Source organism: Cerasibacillus sp. JNUCC 74, assembly GCF_053667775.1.
The window spans coordinates 4069310-4089727 of sequence record NZ_CM132207.1 but is presented as its reverse complement, the minus strand read 5'-3'; the positions used below and the strand labels follow the sequence as shown (position 1 = coordinate 4089727).

Annotated in this window: 16 protein-coding genes; 12 read left to right on the top strand and 4 right to left on the bottom strand. The window is 36.2% G+C overall.

What is annotated here, in order from left to right:
• The first annotated feature begins 366 nt into the window (after positions 1-366).
• Entirely contained in the window at positions 367-825 is a 459-nt protein-coding gene (locus tag JNUCC74_RS18050; RefSeq protein ID WP_454066374.1) for a SipW-dependent-type signal peptide-containing protein, read from the top strand.
• 26 nt (positions 826-851) lie between these two features.
• Positions 852-1418, top strand: coding sequence for a signal peptidase I SipW (gene sipW / locus JNUCC74_RS18045; protein ID WP_454066373.1), 567 nt, complete (start codon positions 852-854; stop codon positions 1416-1418).
• A 285-nt stretch (positions 1419-1703) separates the two neighbouring features.
• Here the strand turns inward: sipW and JNUCC74_RS18040 are convergent, their stop codons facing one another.
• Positions 1704-2831 carry an aminotransferase class V-fold PLP-dependent enzyme gene (locus JNUCC74_RS18040; RefSeq protein WP_454066372.1) on the bottom strand — a complete coding sequence of 376 codons (1128 nt, stop codon included), beginning with the start codon at positions 2829-2831 and terminating at the stop codon, positions 1704-1706.
• A gap of 321 nt (positions 2832-3152) precedes the next feature.
• Positions 3153-3491, bottom strand: a complete 339-nt coding sequence (locus JNUCC74_RS18035) for a nucleotide pyrophosphohydrolase (protein WP_077318773.1) — start codon at positions 3489-3491, stop codon at positions 3153-3155.
• Between the two features lie 409 nt (positions 3492-3900).
• Here JNUCC74_RS18035 and bacA point away from each other — a divergent pair, with 409 nt between their 5' ends.
• Both bacA and ygjK read left to right on the top strand, forming a co-directional pair.
• Entirely contained in the window at positions 3901-4698 is a 798-nt protein-coding gene (bacA, locus tag JNUCC74_RS18030) for an undecaprenyl-diphosphate phosphatase (RefSeq protein ID WP_454066371.1), read from the top strand.
• 737 nt (positions 4699-5435) lie between these two features.
• Positions 5436-7784, top strand: coding sequence for an alpha-glucosidase (ygjK, locus tag JNUCC74_RS18025; RefSeq protein ID WP_454066370.1), 2349 nt, complete (start codon positions 5436-5438; stop codon positions 7782-7784).
• A 474-nt stretch (positions 7785-8258) separates the two neighbouring features.
• On the opposite strand, the gene JNUCC74_RS18020 is transcribed toward ygjK, so the two are convergent.
• Complete coding sequence (locus JNUCC74_RS18020; RefSeq protein ID WP_454066369.1) at positions 8259-9143, bottom strand: fructose bisphosphate aldolase; 885 nt, start codon at positions 9141-9143, stop codon at positions 8259-8261.
• Positions 9144-9440: 297 nt separating this feature from the next.
• Between JNUCC74_RS18020 and JNUCC74_RS18015 the strand changes: the two genes are divergently transcribed.
• The gene (locus tag JNUCC74_RS18015) at positions 9441-10064 is read left to right on the top strand and encodes a fumarylacetoacetate hydrolase family protein (protein ID WP_454066368.1); all 624 of its coding nucleotides are present in this window, start codon (positions 9441-9443) and stop codon (positions 10062-10064) included.
• A gap of 377 nt (positions 10065-10441) precedes the next feature.
• Here the strand turns inward: JNUCC74_RS18015 and JNUCC74_RS18010 are convergent, their stop codons facing one another.
• Complete coding sequence (locus JNUCC74_RS18010) at positions 10442-10753, bottom strand: helix-turn-helix domain-containing protein (RefSeq protein WP_454066367.1); 312 nt, start codon at positions 10751-10753, stop codon at positions 10442-10444.
• A 766-nt stretch (positions 10754-11519) separates the two neighbouring features.
• Here JNUCC74_RS18010 and JNUCC74_RS18005 point away from each other — a divergent pair.
• The 7 genes from JNUCC74_RS18005 (at position 11520) to JNUCC74_RS17975 (ending at position 20342) form a co-directional block, all read left to right on the top strand.
• A complete protein-coding gene (locus JNUCC74_RS18005) occupies positions 11520-12197 on the top strand; it encodes a Crp/Fnr family transcriptional regulator (RefSeq protein WP_245799725.1) in 678 nt (225 codons plus the stop codon).
• 649 nt (positions 12198-12846) lie between these two features.
• Positions 12847-14514, top strand: a complete 1668-nt coding sequence (gene argS, locus JNUCC74_RS18000; protein WP_454066366.1) for an arginine--tRNA ligase — start codon at positions 12847-12849, stop codon at positions 14512-14514.
• Positions 14515-14731: 217 nt separating this feature from the next.
• The gene (gene arcA / locus JNUCC74_RS17995) at positions 14732-15961 is read left to right on the top strand and encodes an arginine deiminase (RefSeq protein WP_454066365.1); all 1230 of its coding nucleotides are present in this window, start codon (positions 14732-14734) and stop codon (positions 15959-15961) included.
• A gap of 90 nt (positions 15962-16051) precedes the next feature.
• Entirely contained in the window at positions 16052-17113 is a 1062-nt protein-coding gene (argF, locus tag JNUCC74_RS17990; RefSeq protein ID WP_454066364.1) for an ornithine carbamoyltransferase, read from the top strand.
• A 1-nt stretch (position 17114) separates the two neighbouring features.
• Positions 17115-18542, top strand: coding sequence for an arginine-ornithine antiporter (gene arcD, locus JNUCC74_RS17985; RefSeq protein WP_454066363.1), 1428 nt, complete (start codon positions 17115-17117; stop codon positions 18540-18542).
• 295 nt (positions 18543-18837) lie between these two features.
• Positions 18838-19782 (top strand): carbamate kinase, encoded by a 945-nt coding sequence (arcC, locus tag JNUCC74_RS17980; RefSeq protein WP_454066362.1) that lies wholly within the window; start codon positions 18838-18840, stop codon positions 19780-19782.
• 92 nt (positions 19783-19874) lie between these two features.
• On the top strand, positions 19875-20342 hold the full coding sequence (locus JNUCC74_RS17975; RefSeq protein WP_454066361.1) for an arginine repressor: 468 nt from the start codon (positions 19875-19877) through the stop codon (positions 20340-20342).
• The last annotated feature ends 76 nt before the right edge of the window (positions 20343-20418 follow it).

The window sequence follows — 20418 nt, the reverse complement described above, 5'->3', positions numbered from 1 at the left end:
GAAAGACTATTAATCTAAAGTTAAAAAAATGTAAATATTAGATTTTTTGTATTTACTGGTTATTTTTTGTTATATAATAGGGCCTAAGACCGGATAGGTTGATATGTTGGAAAAAATACTGTACAAGGTTAGTCACTATTATTTATAAAGTAATTAATTGACTGTGAGGAGATACTTAAACTAACCAGGCAAATCGTTACAGCGTTTGCATGAGGGCATTTACATAGTTATATCTGTAAGAAGTGATCACTAAGCAAGGTCTATGTCTTAACTTGAGATAATGGTAGATGTTAGGAGGGAATCCAGTCAACTTGATAGATTCTACACTAGTTTTGTAGATTGTTTTCACAGAAAGGATATTTAATCATGCGTTGCTGGACAAAATATAAAATGACAAGCAAAAAATATCTTTTATTTCCACTTGTTATGGTATACCTGTTATTGGTGACGGTCTCTCAATGGACTACTCCGACAACAGCTTATTTCACGGATAGTCAGAGCATTGATGGAAAGGTATCTGCTTCAAAGCAATTTTGTAAGACAGAAAAAGAATGTACGACAGAGCAAAAGAGAGTGGAAGAACAAACAAAATCAGAAAATAGGAAACAGGAAGCTGATCAAGGAAAAGCGGCTTCAGATAAACAGGGAAAGAAAGATGAAGACATTACACAAGACAGTTCAACAGATAAAAATAGAGACAAAGCCAACGATAAAAAGCAAATAAATGAGCTGAAAAATAAACATCAAAAGTCGACAGCAGAAGAAACAAACCAAACAACAACAGATAATGCCGCTGTAAATGAGTTGAACGAGCAAACAAAATAACTGGTAAATATTGGGGTGATAATACAATGAAGGGAAAACGTATGTTAAAGATGTTCAGCAACATGGTCACGGGTCTGTTATTTATTTTACTGCTTGTAACTTTATTTGCTGTTATATCGATGAAAGCTTCTGGTGGTGAAGTGAGCTTATTCGGTTATCAAATGAAGACAGTACTTTCCGGATCCATGGAGCCAGAGATGAAAACAGGGTCCATTATTGCCATTAAAGCTACAGATGCAAAACAAGAATTTCAAAAAGGTGATGTCATTACATTTAAAACAGAAGATGATGTTTTTGTCACCCACAGAATTGAGCAAGTAAAGGACAATGGGAAGCGATATATTACAAAGGGAGATGCAAATAATGCAGCTGATTCGGAGCCGGTTGTACCAGAAGATATTGTCGGGACGTATACAGGACTTACCATTCCCTATATTGGTTATGTCATGAATTTCGCCAGTTCCAAAGAAGGTGCTGCACTCATGCTGATCATACCAGGTGTGTGTTTACTTATATTTTCCATTTTGATGATCTGGCGCGCATTAAGGCAGTTGGATAAATTAAAAGGTGGAATGAGAACAGATGTAGAGTAAGTTTTACTGTTATCCGTAAGAGAAAAAAAGACGGAAGTATACATTTTAAAAGTGGGTTGTTTGTTAATCCTTTATAGTATACGTTTAAATACTTTTCGTTGTTGTGCATGAATCAAATCGATCTTTTCATCCATATCTGGTTTGTTTTCACTGGCGTAGCTGTTCAAAAGATTTTCATTTAACACGATCTTCTTTCTATTTTTCAAAAGGTGTAAGGCAGTACGTGCTCTAATAAGATTAACATAGGACGAAGAGAAGCTTGAAATCAATTTATTTTTGGACGCCCTAAATAGTCAAGTTAGCAATTTCATTTATTGCTAGCTTTATTTCATCTTTAAGATTATAAAAGTGAGGGGCAATGCGGATGACATCATTTCTAGTCGCAACAAGAATTTGTCTGCTTTTTAAAACTTCTTCTACTTTGGCAGCATCTTTAACGTAAAAAGAGGTTAGGCTTGTTCGATTATCTGTAGACACTGGTCCTGCAAGATGTAAGCCTTGTTCTTGACTATAGTCAAGAATGAACGAAGTCAGTTCGCTTAAATATGCCTCTATCTTATTTATTCCTATATCAAGCAGGAGCTTTAAAGCTTCATGAGCGGCATAAACACTTATAAATGAAGGTGTTCCTGTTTCAAAGTGGCGAGCCCCTGTCGCTAAATGGGATTGATAAATATCAAATGTGGAGGTTGAAGTTTGACCTAGCCAGCCGGTTATTCGTGGGGGTAGCTCTTCGGCAAGTTCTTTTTTAATGTACAAAAAAGCAACACCAGGAATTCCTAGCATATATTTACGCATCCCTGCTGCCAGTATATCGATATCCATTTCCTTTACATGAATCGGAATATGTCCTGCTGATTGATAAGCATCAACAAATAAGAGAGACCCTTTACCATGTACGATTTCAGCAATATTGCTAATATTTTGCTTCAAACCATTATAATAATTCACATGAGGAATACATGTAATTAGTGTGTCTGATGTCACTGCCTCTGCAAATTTCTCAATAGGTATTTGTCCATTAAAAGATTGAATTATAGTAAACTTATTTTTAAATGGAGTTTGTGCAGACCAAATATGACCAACAGTAGGGAAAACCATATCGGTAAACACGATTTTGTTTTTCTTTGTGTTATAAGGAAGAGAAGTAGCAATCGCCGATATGGTGTCAGATACCGAACAAAGGATAGCTACTTCATCTCTGTCACAACTAATAAGTTTAGCAAACTTTTCTCTAGTTAATTCCAATGTATGCATCGCTTGATCCCAATTTTTACCTAATTCTAATAAGCTATAATGATATTGGTCAATCGCAGCTGAAACATTCTTGGACAAGGCACCCTGTGAGCAGCTGGCTAAATGTGTATGGGTTTTTAAAATAGGGAATAGCGAACGATAGGAATAGGGGTCCAACTGCCTTCCTCCTCGTTTATCTTTTACATAAGGTACTATAAGGCTCCTGTTTCAAAGTGGGTAGAGAATAGGAAGATGTTTAAGTGGAGGATTTATAGCCTTAAATGCTAATTAGTTACTGACTTCATAAAGGGATAAATGAAAAAGCCCATGAATGCAGTTTCACTTTACTTTATAATGATCTATTTTTGTAAAAAGTATGCCGTGGATGTACGATATTTACGTATGACAATCTGCATGTCGTTATCCACAGCGCTCGAGTTTATGTAATTTACATGGAATAAATTTGTAGCAAATACGTTTTTGCTAACTATCATTCCTTTAAAGTTCTTTATACTTTAGCTTTAATCCTTTGCTTTTTTCTACTGGATATTTTTTAGCATTCTTCTTTATTTTCTCTTGAATGATTTCTTTTACGTCTAGATTTAAATCATGGCTCAACATGAGTGCGTAAATCATTACATCTGCCAGTTCCTCTTTTATATTTTCAAAATTAGCTTCTACTGCCTGCTCACTTGTTTTCCATTGAAAGTCTTCCAACAATTCTGCAGCTTCCAATGAAAGCGAGATGGCTAGGTCTTTAGGATTGTGAAACTGTCGCCAGTCTCGTTCATCTCGAAATTCGATTAGTTGTTCGATTAGTTGACTTATATCACTCATGGTTTTATCGTCCTTTCCATATAAGTATTAAATCAAACTTTGAATAAATTTTGTTTAATCAAATACTCGTCGACTTTTCTATTAATAGGACTATTATATCTCTTTTTTTGACGTATGTTCAGTGAAATTGAATAATATTCTATCAGAGGGTCATATATAACTTATTAATAATTATGTTAATTTCTATTTCTCTATGATGTTCATAGTTTGTTTTTACTTAAATAGAGTAAAATATAGTTTAATAAATAAAGGAGAAAAATATCTCATTCCTATCTGTAAAATAAAAGCCTTTTTCCAAACAAATTTTACATGAATGTTATGGTGTTTTTTTGAAAATTGGAGTATAGTAATGTGAATGATTCCAAGATTTTGATCAATTTGTTTTAAAGTCTAGTTTGGAGTGAGTTTGTTGATTGATATTTTAATAGCCTTTATCTTAGGCGTTGTAGAAGGGCTAGCTGAATTTTTACCTATCTCTTCTACAGGGCATCTTATATTAGTAGGGCATTTACTAGGTTTTGAGGGAGAAAAAGCAAAAACATTTGAGATCGTTATTCAACTCGGGGCTATCCTGGCGATTACTATTTTATATAAGGAACGTCTTGTTTCTTTATTTAACATTGCACCGATTTTGAAAAAAGAAAAGAAATTTAATGCAATCCATATTATTCTTGGAGTCCTTCCGGCCATCGTTGCTGGGCTATTGTTACATGGAATTATTAAAACCTATTTGTTTCAACCGCAAACGGTGGTCATTGGACTTGTAGCCGGAGCTTTTTTAATGATTTATGCAGAGAGAACAAAGCCTGACCCCACTGCCTACTCTTTAGACGATCTAACGTATCGGCAAGCGTTTATGATTGGATTATTCCAATGTTTGGCTGTCTATCCCGGCTTTTCAAGAGCAGGATCGACTATTTCAGGTGGACTTTTAGCAAAGGCAAGCTATCGAACGGCATCAGAGTTCTCCTTTTTAATTGCAATTCCTGTAATGATCGGAGCGACAAGCTTAGATTTATTAAAAAGTTGGAACCATTTAAGTGTTAGCGATATCCCAATGTTTACCGTAGGATTTCTAACTTCTTTTGTTGTCGCCCTGTTTGCTGTGGTAACTTTCTTAAAGTGGCTGGAACGAATCGGGTTAGCTCCTTTTGCTTATTATCGTATTTTGTTAGCTTTCTTATTTACGATATTTGTTTTACTTTAAAGCTTTCACTATGTAAAAATAATAGAGCTCTTAAAGCTTGATCAATTATTTCTTTACAGGTACGTCAACAAATCGTTTCTCCCGTAATATGGAGGTATCAACCCGTACATGCTATCATTCCACCAAGAAAACCAGAACCACCTATACTGGCCATCATCCCATTGAAGAAACCTCTTTCTGATAAAGACAGAAATAGTGCGAAGCAAATGATGAATATCATTTAAACTAAAATGTTTCGTTTATCACATAAGTAGATAGAGTGCTATTCGATCATGAAAGGCATAAGGAGTAAGTATGTCTTAGTAAAGAGGAATTTGATTTTTTATAAAATACAGAATTATTTTAGCTCCTTTGAAATTACCTGATTTTGAAGGAGCAGTTTTTTTATAGTGCTTCATGTCTTTTTAAACCATATTCCTTCTTGTTCCGAAGCAAAATAATTCTCCTTCCTTCAAAACAACTTGCTATAGTTATGAGCTTCATGTGTGCAAAAAGAAATTGCACACATTTTTTATTCCTTTTATGAAACGAAGGCATTGTTCTGTTATACGGTGTTGGCATAAAGTTTGCTTATTGATTCACAAGTGGGCACAAAAAAACGGAGAGGAGACAATAAAGAAATTAGGAGAGAAATACATCTGAAAACGAGTCGAAAAGTGCATCACAGTAATTGGTAAGCCAGAGTAAGTAAGGGTGTGTTTTACAGTTTTACAAACTTTAAAAAGGAGGAACAGAAAGTGAAAAAAGTAAAAAATAGAAAAAAATTATTGAAACTAGGTATTGTATCCATAGCTTCATGCTTCATTTTTGGAAGCAGTATCCCGGTTTACGCAAAAGCAAATCTCCCTAAAGTGACAGAGTTTCAGAACACATTAGATATCTCTGCACAACCTTCAGAACAAATATATGGCAGTTATTTAACGAATAAATTTAATAACTTCTCTGATTTAGGCGCTTGGCATGGCTATTATTTACCAAGCTACGATGCGAAAGAATTATATGGAGGATTTGCAGGACCTGTAATCATTGCTGAAGAATATCCTGTTAACTTGGCTAAAACGATAAACCAAATTCAAATTAGCAATCGGGACACTGGTGAAAAATATGATCTGCGTAACAGTGACCCAGTTGACTTTACGTATTATCCAGGTCGATTAGTGCAACACTATCAACTTGATGATTTTGATTTAACTTTAAACCTTATTTTTGTCACTAACCGCACTGCTATGATTAAAACGGAACTCAAAAATAATACCAATAAAGCGTTGAATTTAGATGTTTACTGGCAAGGAGAGCTTTTGAATACATTAGCTAATGGAAATAACAAGTTAAATTTAGGTCAATCATTAACAGCAACTAAAAATGGTGTACAAGTTAATTTTTCGGAAATAAGAGATACATGGAATTATTTTGCTACGGATCAAGCTAAATATTATATTTATCATGATCAGCCAGTTAAAACAATTGTAAGCGGTAATAAGTATGAAACGAGACTAAATAAACCGATTAAAATTAAGCCTAATAAAAGCTTTACAACATACACTACAGAAAGCTATACATTTACAACCAAAGAATTTAATCAGGAAAAAGGAAAGCTAAAAAAATACACCAAGCAGGCGAATAAGCTGTTTAAGCAAAACGAGAAGCGTTGGCAAGGATATTTGGATCGCACCTTTAATGAGAAAAATGATCATAACAATCTTGAGTATCGACATGCTGCTGTAAAAGCGATGGAAACACTAATGACAAACTGGCGAAGTCCTGCCGGCGCTATTAAACATGATGGAATCGTTCCTTCCATGTCTTATAAATGGTTTATTGGTATGTGGTCCTGGGATTCTTGGAAGCAAGCTGTTGCAGTAGCTGACTTTAATCCAGAACTTGCTAAAAATAATATTCGTGCTTTATTTGACCATCAAATACAATCGAATGATAATGTAAGGCCTCAGGATGAGGGAGCAATTATCGATGCCATTTTCTATAATAAAGAGCAGGCGCGAGGCGGCGATGGTGGAAACTGGAATGAGAGAAACTCGAAGCCACCACTAGCATCCTGGGCAGTTTGGAATGTATATGAACAGACTAAAGATAAGAAGTTTTTAAAAGAAATGTATCCAAAGTTAAAGCAATATCATGAATGGTGGTATCGTAACCGTGACCATGATCAAAATGGAATTTCCGAATACGGCAGTACAGTAAGTGAAGCGAACTGGCAAAGGGATGAGAATTATCAGATCATTAAAGATGAAAACGGTAACCCTAAATTAAATCCAGAAGCAGTAATAGAAGCTGCCGCTTGGGAAAGTGGAATGGATAATGCGACTCGCTTTGATCAAGAAGGTGTAGGGAAAGATGATGTTGGTGTTCAAGTCTTTGAAAATAAAAATAAGGATAATAAAGTAATTGGTTATTCCATAAACCAAGAATCGGTTGACTTAAATGCCTATTTATATGCAGAAAAAGCCTTTTTAAAGTCAATGGCGGAAGAATTGAACAAACCAAGAGAAGCTAAGCAGTTTACGAAAGAAGCGAACTACATTAAAAACTATATAAGCCAGAATATGTACGACCAAAAAACCGGCTATTTCTATGATTTACAAATTAATGAAGACGGCTCGAAGAAGAAATTACTAACAAACAGAGGAAAAGGAACAGAAGGTTGGATTCCTTTATGGGCTAAATTAGCAGATAAAGACCAAGCTGGAAATGTCGTAGAAAACATGGTAGATGAAAATAAATTTAATACGTATATGCCATTTCCAACTGCTTCAAAAGATAACCCTAAATACAGTCCTAGTCATTATTGGCGTGGACCTGTCTGGATGGATCAGGCATTGTTTGGAGTTGAAGCACTACAAAATTACGGATACAATAAAGAAGCGAGAACATTAACGGAGAAATTATTTAACCATGCTGAAGGTTTAATGGAGGATGGACCAATTCGTGAAAACTATAATCCTGAAACTGGAAAGGGATTAAGTACTAAAAACTTTAGCTGGTCAGCTTCTTCTTATTATTTGTTGTATAAAAATAGCCTACTAGATCAAAAAACAACGTCTCAGGATGGGCTATCCATTGATAAATAATCACAAGATGTTCATGGATTCATTTTGTAAACATCTAGTAAAATTCTATCTTGGTGAGTACAATAAAAAACAAGCAGTATACTAACTTATTATAATGCTGCTAGATTTCTAGTTAAACTATAAATGAACAACCCCCCTTAAAAGAGTCCAAGCTATCTTTTAAGGGGGTTTTTGTTGGTTGAGGAAACGCCATCCGTTTTTACATGTTGGATATTTTTTTGAAAAGTAGCTTTGTCTGTCTAGCTTAAATGCTCAAGCTTTGTGCCAACTCCTTAAGATAAGTTACCATCGGCTCAAATCTAAAGGAAGACAAAAAAGCGGGCTTGCTACTCAGGCGTCGGCATACCCCTGTTGCAGGCGCATGTTTCCTTTATCACGTGATTTCTTTAGAAGCTCTCCCGTTTAGATGCCACTAACCGAGCATTTCTAGCTTTTGTTCCTATACAGGGTTAGGCTATCGTTACGTAAAATTTTTTAAATCGAAGCTTCGTAAATGGATTCGACCGCTTTCTTTAAAGCTGCATTAAACGCTTCATCTGTTTGGTTGACATTCAAATCTTGACTTAAAGCTCTGGAGAAACTAGCGATTAATCCTTCATTTTCTTTCAGCATTTTATTCGCTTCATCTCTTGTATAGCCGCCAGAAAGTGCGACAACACGTACCACATTTGGATGCTCAATTAGTTCCTTATATGTGTTTGCTACTGTAGGAATAGTTAATTTTAACATGACATTATCTGATTTGCTTAAATGATTTAAGTGGCGTAGTAATTCAGCTTTTAAGAGCTCTTCGCATTTTTCTTTTTCCGGGCTATGGATGTCTACTTCTGGTTCAATGATAGGAACCAAACCAGCTGCTATAATCTGTTTCCCGATTTCAAACTGTTGACGAACGACAGCTTGGATACCTTCAGGATTCGCTTCTTTAATAACCGAACGCATTTTGGTTCCGAACATATGACGTTCATTTGCCCGTTTTAGTGTTTCGTCTAAGTCTGGAATTGGCTTCATTAATTGCACACCATTTGCTTCTTCGGCAAGTCCTTTGTCTACTTTTAAAAAAGGCACAATTCCTTTCTTTTCGGCTAAATAATCGCCTGTATACATACCCTCTATTTTACGATCCATCGTTTGTTCAAACAGGATGGCTCCTAAAATATACTTGGGATCAAAGGCTGGTGATGTAATAATCCTTATGCGCATTTCATGTACTAAATCGAACATTTCCGCTTCATTTTGATACGCATCTTTTGATATGCCATAAGCGGCTAACGCTTTAGGTGTACTGCCTCCACTTTGATCCAGTGCAGCAATAAACCCTTTCCCGTGTTTCATTCTTTCCATTTGACTTTGTTGCATGATTTCCACTCCTTTACCGTAATAGTGCTAGCTTCTACAGCTTAGAACGAAATATACATAAGAAAGTGACAGAAGCAACATTCACATTTTTATTGTAGCACTAATGAAGGAAAGGTTATAGTTATGCGCATGAAAAATCTATTTGAAACACGTACAAGTAAGCAACAATTGTCCGCATGGTAGATTGTATGGATTTTTAGATGTTTATAACACAGACAGGTGCATTTAAATAGATAGAGAGCATTTTGCTGTGTGATATAATAAACGCAATAAAAAGCTTCCCATGGGGTGATACATATGAACATTAACAATATTTTTTGCATTGGCCGTAATTATGCAGATCATGCAGCTGAATTAGGCAATGAAGTACCAAAAAAGCCATTGGTCTTCTCCAAGCCAACGAATTCTTTAGTGGAGGCGAATGGTCGGACTGTCCAATACCCGGCTGATCAAGGTGAAATTCATCATGAGGTAGAGCTTGTTTTATATATAGGTAAAGATGTTACCGATCGTGTAAAGGTAGATGATGTAGTAACTAAGATGGCAATGGGAGTTGACTTGACATTAAGAGATGTGCAATCTGAATTGAAAAAGAAAGGACACCCATGGTTATTAGCCAAAGGATTTAAAAATGCAGCTGTGGTTACAGAGTTTTGGAAGTTTCCAGGAGAAGTTGCTTGTTCAGAGAGTGATTTTTCTCTACTATGTGATGGAAAAGTAGTTCAACAAGGGAATATTTCGTCGATGATCTTTCATTTCCAGACGATACTGGAGTATATCCAGGCAAATTTTGGCTTGAAGAAAGGTGATATTATTTACACGGGAACACCAGAAGGAGTCGGCCCAATAGTTGATAGAAAGAAGTATGAACTGAGATGGGGAGATGAAGTGAAAGGGAGTTTTGTAGTGCAATTAAGATGAAGCCTATCTATAAGCATGAGTTACTATGTTATTTAAATTACTATCTCGGTAAGCAAGTGAATGTAAAATGAGAACAAATAATTTCTCGTTTATTGTGTTACCAATTCATGTTAATGCACTTTTCAATAAAAGAATTTCTATCATGCTTAAGTCTATCGAGAGCCAATTGAATTATTTTGAAATAAAAACGAAAAGGCGGGAATCAGCCGCCCTTTCCGCATGTTGATTTGATATAAATTTGCGCTTTGATTAGGAGTCATGACTTTTCAAGGTGGCGGATCTCTTTTTTCCAGTAGTTATCCATAACAGAGTAGATAATTTACTATTAGGTGTTATGAGATGCTTTATTTAGTAACCCTTAGCACGTTGAAATGTGTTTACTCCTTCTGTTGTTTTTCCTGACGAATTTTTATTAAGTAAGCTTTTAATAATTCTGCTTCTTCTTCTGTCACATCTGATAAAAATTTTAAATGACAATCTTCTTCGCCAAAGGCGATATAAGATGGCTTTACATTATAAAATTCAGCTAGCTTTTTTAGCATTTCTGGGTTAGGTGTGCGATTGCCTTTTTCATAACGGGATAAATTAACGCTAGAAATTCCTATTAGTTTTGCTGCCTCTTTTTGTTCTAAATTTTGCTTTTTTCTTAATTCAATTAATCGTTTTCCAATATCATTCAAATCATTCACCTCTTTTACCAAAATGGTAATTTAAAACTTGACATTGTTAATGAAAAAAGCTATCATATTACTTGATTACCGGAATGGTAATTTTACAAATTCAAAAAAGAACCTGTTTAAACTGGATAGCGTTTTGGTTAGTCCATAGCTTTTTTAAGTTTTTAGGAAGTATCATCCAATATATTAGATCGTAACAATAAAGGATTTATTTTCTTTAACATGTCGTTAATAAAGACATTTATAGCGTTTGTGAAAGCGAAGCAGGTTTAAAAGTTTGTATTACTAAAACTACCGCAAAGAAACGAGGAGCAGGAAATATTAAGGCTAAAGTCAGATATGATAAAGTAAAATTCCTAATTAAATGTTTAGGAATTGCTCTATAACAGAATTTTCTTATTTTGCTGTTCGTGCTAAGTGGAATCATATGGTATTTTTAGCGCTTTTTTAGAGTTCTATTCAGCATCATTTTCACCTAAAATCATAATAACACTATTTATTATTTCGTAATGATTACTCTTTATTTCATGTATCGGTTCCTTTTATTCCCAAAGATGAACTTTCTTGTATTTTCTAGTATGGATATAGAAAATGCAATCATCGAAATGACCCATAATTAACTAATATACTGCTGAGAATATAAAACAGTAAAAGGTAGAAGCGATCACTTTTTATGTAATCGGTTACATACATTGTTACGTACTGTGGCAGCGGGGAGGTAATAAAAGTTATCTAAAAATATGCTTGTTAGATGTTTTTATATTGGGAGGGACTTGAAATGAAAGTAAAAGATACCATGGATTTGGGCAATTTCGAATTCCTGTCGCGCTTTAAGGAAGCTGAGTTGGAAGATTTAAAGAATTATTTATTTGAAAGAACATATAAAAAAAATCAATTGTTATTTATGGAAGGTGACCCCCGTGAACGAATCTATTTTTTAAGTGAAGGGTATGTGAAATTAGAAAGATCGAACACAGAAGCTACAAGATTGTATGTGGACTATATAAAACCATACAGTATGTTTCCTTATGGCGGTTTTTTTAAAGATAATTTTTATCATTATTCAGCATGTGCACTAACGAGTATTGTTGTCTATTATATACCCACGAAAATATTGGAAGAAAAAGCAATGGATAATATGGAACATTTATTTGTAATTATCAATCATTTATCAACTATATTAGAGTATCATGAAAATCGCCTCCTAACATTGACCACTTCCAATGTCAGGGATCGGGTTGAACAGTCAATCTTGTGCTTGCTTCATGATTTTGGTTATCATGATGGAAAAAAGATAATTATTGATTTACCAATGACATTAACAGAGCTTGCTAAGTTGACAGGAACTTCACGAGAAACCGTCTCACATATTTATAATGAATTAAAAAGAGAAGGGATTCTGTCTATGGTAGACAAACGGTTGGTTATTTATGATATCAATTATTTTATGCATTAGAAAAACAGAAAACTGTAGCGTGTCATTCAAATAATGCCGCAAACATTTAGATATTCCATAGAAAGTGCAGCTGGGAAGCTGTTGTGCTAAAGGTGACACCAATCCAGTTATTTCACCCTTTTAGGCACTTTTTTATTTTCCTTCAAAATAACAGGTTAGAGTGCGTGTTCAAAAAGAAGGTAAAAAGGATCGAGAAGTTCGAGGCGGCGAAGTTTCGAGTAGCTAGAGTATGCCATACAGATATATGAGCACTAGTGAATTTTCCTCGAACCACATTTTCACGCAGGAAAAGGGGATATCCTTTTCCAAGGAACGGAGAAATAAGCCAATAAAGAAAACTTGGCTTAGCAGCAAGCGAAACGCAGACGAAAGCCTAGTTGTACTTATACTTAGATCCTAAAAATTTTTAACTACGTTGAATGAAATTTCAACGCTAAAATTTTATCCGTTCTAACGTACGAAGTAATTCGCTGTGTCATTTTTAGTGCACGTTTTGAACAACCTCTTAAATGTAAAAAAATAGAAGAATTCTCTCTCCAACAATGCTACAGAGAGTTTTTAGCATTTATCCCTTTTTAACTTTTTATTAAACCACCAATGTGAAATAATGAACTTAAATTATAGGACTAATCAAAAAGGAGGATACAACATGAATATCGTTCAAGATACGGAAAACGCAATAAAAAAGCAATTGGAGCAAGCAGTACTAAAAGCTAAGCTAGTGGATAAAGACTCGGACATCCCACTAATTCTGTTGGAAAAACCGAGTAATGAACAGCATGGGGATTACGCTACAAATATCGCTATGCAGCTAACTAAAGTAGCTAAACAGCCCCCAAGAGAAATAGCTCAGGCTATTATCGATCATTTGGATTTGCAAGGTACACATATTCGTAAAATGGAAATTGCCGGGCCTGGATTTATCAATATCTTTATGGACAGTGATTATTTAAGCCCATTGCTCCCTCATGTTTTGCAAACGCGAGAAGATTATGGTAAGCATCCAAAAAAAGGTATGCGAATTCAAGTAGAGTTCGTTTCTGCCAATCCGACTGGAGATCTTCATTTAGGACATGCGCGTGGTGCAAGTTATGGGGATGCGCTCTGTAACGTATTAGAAGCAGCTGGATATGAGGTAGAGCGTGAGTATTATATTAATGATGCCGGAAATCAAATTCATAATTTAGCTCTGTCTGTAGAAGCACGTTATATGCAAGCATTAGGACTAGAAGCAGAGATGCCGGAAGATGGCTATTACGGACAGGATATTATTCAGATAGGGGAAGAATTGGCTACTGAAGAAGGCGATACGTGGCTCCATCAATCGAAGGAAGAACGTTTAGCGTATTTTCGCCAATATGGATTAGAGTATGAATTGAAAAAGATTGAAAACGATTTGCAACGATTTCGAGTCAAATTTGATAACTGGTTTTCGGAAATATCTTTATATAAGGAAGGAAAAGTAAATCAGGCCTTGGATAAAATGCGCAAATCCGGTGAAATATACGAAAAAGACGGCGCAACCTGGTTTCGGACAACAAAATATGGGGACGATAAAGACAGAGTTGTGATTAAATCAGATGGCAGTTATACGTACTTAGCTTCGGATATCGCATATCATAACGATAAGCTAGAGCGGGGTTTTGATAAGCTGATTAATGTTTGGGGAGCCGATCACCATGGGTATGTTCCGCGGATGGAGGCAGCGATTCAAGCGTTAGGGTATCCGAAAGATACATTAGAAACAGCCATTATTCAGATGGTGAACCTATTTGAAGATGGAGAAAGAGTGAAAATGAGTAAGCGATCCGGAAAGGCATTAACGCTTCGTCAATTAATGGAAGAAGTCGGGGTAGATGCGATGCGCTATATGATGAATACACGTTCCTGTGACACGCATTTGGATTTTGATATTAACCTTGCACGTTCACAATCAAACGAAAACCCTGTTTACTATGTACAGTACGCACATGCACGGATTTGTACACTATTAAATAAAGCAAAAGTAGCGGGGTATTCTTATACGGAGTACGATGCTTCCCTGTTACAGTATTCTAGTGAGAAGGGATTATTAAAGATGTTAGGAGAATTTCCACAGCTTGTGTTAGATGCAGCAGAGAAACGAATACCGCACAAAATAACGCAATATGCTTTTGACTTAGCTTCCGCATTACACAGTTTCTATAACGCAGAAAAAGTGTTGGATGAAACACAATTAGCCTTAACAAAGGCTCGTTTGGCATTGTTGGAAGCTGTTAAAATAACGATTGACAATGCGCTCCGTCTAATTGGTGTGCATGCTCCAGAACAAATGTAAGTAATTCGATAAGTGATGGAAAAAGCCACACCCCTAATTGTGAATAAAGTCACAATTAGGGGTGTGGCTTTTTCATGTGGGAGTTGTCTATATTTGTCAGCTGTAATGCGTTAAAATTCACGCTATTTATGTAATCGGTTTCACAACAAGATAATGCATAGAAAACTAAGATAGATAGTGAAAGATATATTATTACCATTTACAGGAGGTTATTCACATGAAACATCCATTACATGTTACGTCAGAAATTGGAGAATTACAGACGGTGTTATTGCATCGTCCAGGCGAAGAAGTAGAAAATTTAACCCCTGAGTATTTGCAACGTTTGCTGTTTGATGATATCCCATATCTGCCTATTATTCAAAAAGAACATGATTACTTTGCGCAGACATTACGAAATCGGGGAGTTGAAGTGCTGTACCTTACAACCTTGTTGACGGAAGCACTTCATACCGAAGATTTAAAAAAGCAATTTGTAACAGATATTTTAAATGAATCCAATGTAAACATTAATGGGTCCTTTCTACAAATTGCTGACTATCTACTATCTTTTGATACAGAAGCAATGGTTAAAAAGATAATGGCAGGTATAAGAAAATCAGAAATTCCATCAGAGAAAAAGACGCACTTGTATGAATTATTACACGACCATTATCCATTTTATCTAGACCCGATGCCAAATCTATATTTTACGAGAGATCCGGCGGCAACGATTGGTAATGGTTTAACCATTAATACAATGAGAGAAGTAGCCAGGAGAAGAGAATCCTTATTCATGAGTTATATCATTCATCATCACCCAAGATACGCAACGTATGATATTCCAATTTGGCTCAACCGAGATTACCCTCATCCAATGGAAGGCGGAGATGAACTCGTCTTGAATAAGGACACTATTGCTATCGGAATTAGTGCAAGAACAGCAGCAAAAGCAATTGAACGACTAGCGATTAACCTTTTTAAACGACAAACGGATATTAAACGTATTGTTGCTGTTGAAATACCAAAAATAAGAGCATTTATGCATTTAGATACCGTATTTACCATGGTTGATTATGATAAATTTACCATTCATCCGGAAATTCAGAATAAAAAAGGAGAAATGGATATCTATATCCTCGAAAAAGGAGAAGAAGATACGGTAAAAGTTACGCATAAAACAAACCTCATGCAAACGTTAAAAGAGGTATTGGGCCTAAAAGAAGTTGCCTTAATTCCATGTGGTGGGGGAGATGTTATTGCTGCACCAAGAGAACAGTGGAATGATGGGTCCAACACATTGGCCATTGCACCTGGAGTTGTTGTTACGTATGACCGTAACTATGTGTCTAATAAACTACTTCGTGAACATGGTATTGAGGTAATTGAAGTCATTAGCTCGGAGTTATCTAGAGGCCGTGGGGGCCCTCGTTGCATGAGTATGCCACTTGTTCGAAAAGATATTTAACTATATACCTTTATGTGAAAAGTTGATCAACATATCGATAGAAGAAGCAACATCTTGCTTCTTCTATCAAACTACGAGGAGGAAGAAATGATGACTATAACATTAACTGACCAATTAACAGGTAGACATTTTTTAACATTAAAAGATTTTACTGCAGAAGAAATTCATTATTTGCTTGATCTTGCTGCGGATTTAAAAGAGAAGAAAAAAGCCGGTATCTCTCATCGCTATATGGAAGGGCAAAATATTGCCTTATTATTTGAAAAACCATCAACTAGAACACGATGTGCTTTTACAGTAGCTTGTATTGATTTAGGGGCTCACCCAGAGTATCTGGGAAAAAATGATATTCAATTTGGCAAGAAAGAGTCTGTTCGTGATACGGCGATTGTATTAGGAAGGATGTTTGACGGCATAGAATTTCGAGGATTTGAACAGGAAACCGTAAATGGTTTAGCTGAATATTCAGGTGTACCCGTTTGGAATGGTTTAACGAACCAATTTCATCCAACGCAAATTCTTGCTGATTTATTAACCATTAAGGAAAATATTGGTCATTTAAAAGGGGTTAAGCTCGTTTATGTTGGCGATGGCAGAAACAATATGGGCAATAGCTTATTAATTGGTGGGGCAAAAGTTGGGATGGATGTACGAATTTGTTCCCCGGAAGTATTGTTCCCTAAACGAGAAGTTATTGATTATGCCCAAAAAGTGGCTAAAGAATCCGGTGGAAAAATAAGCATCACATCTAATACGGATGAAGCTGTTTCTGGAGCGGATGTTATCTATACAGATGTTTGGGTTTCCATGGGTGAGGAGGACAAATTTAAAGAGCGGATTGAGTTGCTTTCTCCATATCAAGTCAATAAGAAAATGCTTGAAAAAACAGGAAATAAGCAAGTTATGTTCTTGCATTGTTTACCAAGTTTTCATGATTTAGAGACAGAGGTAGGAAGAGAAATTTACGAAAAATTTGGGCTAAAAGAGATGGAGGTAACGGATGACGTCTTTCAGAGTGAAAACTCATTTGTATTTGAGGAAGCCGAAAATAGACTGCATACGATTAAAGCTGTCATGGCTGCAACAAATGGGAGCGTAAAAAGCGAAGAGGAGAAACGACTTTTCTCCCCACTTTTAAAAGAAGGTGAATGAAATGGGTGAAGACGATAAAAAGTTAGGTCTAGTTACGCTAATTGCGCTTGTAGTCGGTTCCATGGTTGGTGGAGGAGCGTTTAACTTAGCAGGGGATATTGCGCTTGGAGCGAATGCTGGAGCTGCTATTATCGGATGGATAATAACGGGGATTGGAATTATCGCGCTTGCCTTTGTCTTTCAAAATTTAACATTACGAAAACCAGAATTAGATAGCGGTATATATAGTTATGCGAAAGCTGGTTTTGGCACATTTTTAGGATTTAATAGTGCATGGGGATATTGGTTATCTGCATGGCTTGGGAATGTCGCTTATGCAACATTGGTGTTTTCTTCTATTGGCTACTTCATTCCTGTTTTTGAAGGGGGACAAAATGTTGCTAGTATTCTGGGTGCATCTGTTGCCTTATGGTTGGTTCATTTTCTAGTATTACGCGGAATTAGTTCTGCAGCTTTTATTAACACGGTCACGACCATTGCGAAAGTTATTCCGATTTTCCTGTTTATTATTGTAGCTATTATTGCATTTAAATGGGATACATTTACATTTGAATTTTGGGGAAGGGAAGGATTTTCCTGGGGATCTGTTGCTGAACAAGTAAAAAGTACGATGCTGGTAACACTATGGGTATTTATTGGTATTGAAGGCGCAGTGGTAATGTCGGGAAGAGCGAAAAATCGTTCGGATGTAGGAAAAGCAACGGTTATTGGTTTGATTAGCGTGCTGCTTATTTACATTTTAATTTCTTTACTATCCTTAGGAATTATGCCAAGAGAAGAACTAGCAGCATTGCCTAACCCCGCTATGGCGTATGTTATGGAAGCAATTGTTGGAAAATGGGGAGCAATTGTCATTAATCTTGGGCTTATCATTTCTGTTATGGGTGCTTGGCTCGGATGGACGATGTTTGCAGCCGAGTTACCTTATGTTACGGCTAAAGATAATGTATTTCCGAAATGGTTAGCGAAAGAAAATAAAAATAAAGCGCCAGTGAATTCCTTATGGTTAACAAACGGCTTAGTACAATTATTTCTCATTACGCTATTATTCTCAGAAACAGCGTATAACTTTACATTTTCTCTGGCATCTTCAGCTATTTTGATTCCGTATATGCTATCCGCATTTTATCAAGTAAAGCTGACAGTAACTGGAGAAACGTATGAAACGCAACAAAAGCGCAAGAGAGAGAAAGTAGTAGGTCTCATTGCGAGTATTTATGCAATTTGGCTTGTATACGCTGCTGGAATTGATTACTTACTCCTAACGATGCTGTTATATGCACCTGGTATTCTGTTATACAAATGGGCGTTAAAAGAAAATAATATTCAAAAACAGGACACCAAATTAGAAAAAACTTTGATGCTCATCATTGTAGTCTTAGGTGTTGTAGCATTAGTTGGATTGATAACTGGAAAAATAAGTATCTAAAAGAATATTCAAAAGGAACACTGCAAATTTTCATTGACTCGTTTTGTTCGGTTCATGTATAAATTTGCTGTTCATAACTACACTGTCCTGGGTTTTGAATAAACACAATAGGTGGAATATTCAATCATTTGGGGATTCATTTATCCCTAACTGATTGTTAGAATGAACAGAATCGGGCAATTTGACTTGCAGTTGGATATCGCGCTTTTCTTCCTAGGTTAGCATAGAAGGGAAGGTCTTACTGCCAGTTACATGCGGGTTCATAACTGAATTTTAGGGAAAGAGGGATAGATGGATGATAAATAAACGAATGGTTATCGCACTTGGCGGAAATGCGATACAGTCTGGTATTGCAACAGCTGAGGCACAACAACAAGCATTAAAACATACAACAGAACAATTAATTCAAATCATTAAACAAGGCTATCAAATTGCTATTACGCACGGGAATGGTCCTCAAGTTGGCAATATTTTATTACAACAAATGGAATCCGATAGTGAAAAAACGCCGGCCATGCCTTTAGATACGTGTGGAGCTATGAGTCAGGGAATGATTGGCTATTGGTTAGAAAATGCAATGGATGAACAACTCAAGCAAGCAGGATTGGACAAGCAAGTAACTGCTATGATAACCCGAGTGGAAGTCGATCCTGACGATGAAGCTTTTCGTCATCCAACCAAACCTATTGGACCTTTTTATTCGGAGTCGGAAGCAAGAAAACAAATGGAAGCGGACGGTGTACGATTTTGTGAGGATGCTGGACGAGGCTTTCGAAAAGTTGTCCCTTCCCCAAAACCGGTAAGTATTTTAGAGCATGCGGTAATTAAAACATTAATCGATAACGGTACTATTGTAATCAGTACTGGAGGTGGAGGTATTCCGGTATATCAAAAGAATAAAAAGATTTTTGGCTTGGAAGCGGTCATTGATAAGGACTTTGCCTCAGAAACGCTAGCGGAATTAATTCATGCAGACACACTCATTATTTTAACAGAGGTGGAACATGTATATGTTCATTACAATCTACCTAATCAACGAGCACTTCAACAAGTAACGACGAAAGAGTTAAAGGAATTCGTAAAGGAAGGTCAATTTGCTGCTGGTAGTATGCTACCAAAAGTAGAGGCTGCGATGGCATTTGCTAAATCGAAGCCAGGTAGAAAATGCATTATTACTTCTTTGGATAAGGCTTTAGAAGCGATACGAGGAAACGCCGGAACGACGATTATAAACGAATAGAATACACGTTTAAATGAGGGAGAATCTACTACAATTGCGTAACCTTTGATGAATAGATTCTCCCTATTCGTGTATCTAGGAGGAGAATGATGATGAATAAACAAGTACGTCAACGAAAGATACGAGAGCTCGTTCTAACCAAAATCATTCGTACCCAAAAGGAATTGTTGGAGTTATTAAAGCTAGCTGGATGTGACGTTTCACTGTCTACGATCGTAAGAGATATGAAAGAGCTTCATATTATAAAAAAGCATTTTCCTGATGGAAGAAGTTATTATTCTTTATCAGCTAATATAAAGGATTGTATGAAAAATCCGATAAAAAGCTTACAAGCATTATTTGCTGATGCAATTATATCCGTTCATGCTAAAGACTACTTCGTGATGATCAAGACAATTCCCGGAAATGCAAAAGCGATTGGCTATATCATGGAGTGTCTAAACTGGAAAGAGGTGAAGGGAGTTATTAGTGGAAATGATCAGTGCTTCCTGCTTTGTCGTACAGAAAAGGAAGCAGAAGATATGAAAAGGAGATGTATTTCCATATGGAATAAAGCTTAAAAGGGTGCTCAAAAAATAACGCATCGGGTTTTTCAGCAAGCATATCTATCTCAAGACAAGGAAAACGCCACAGCGA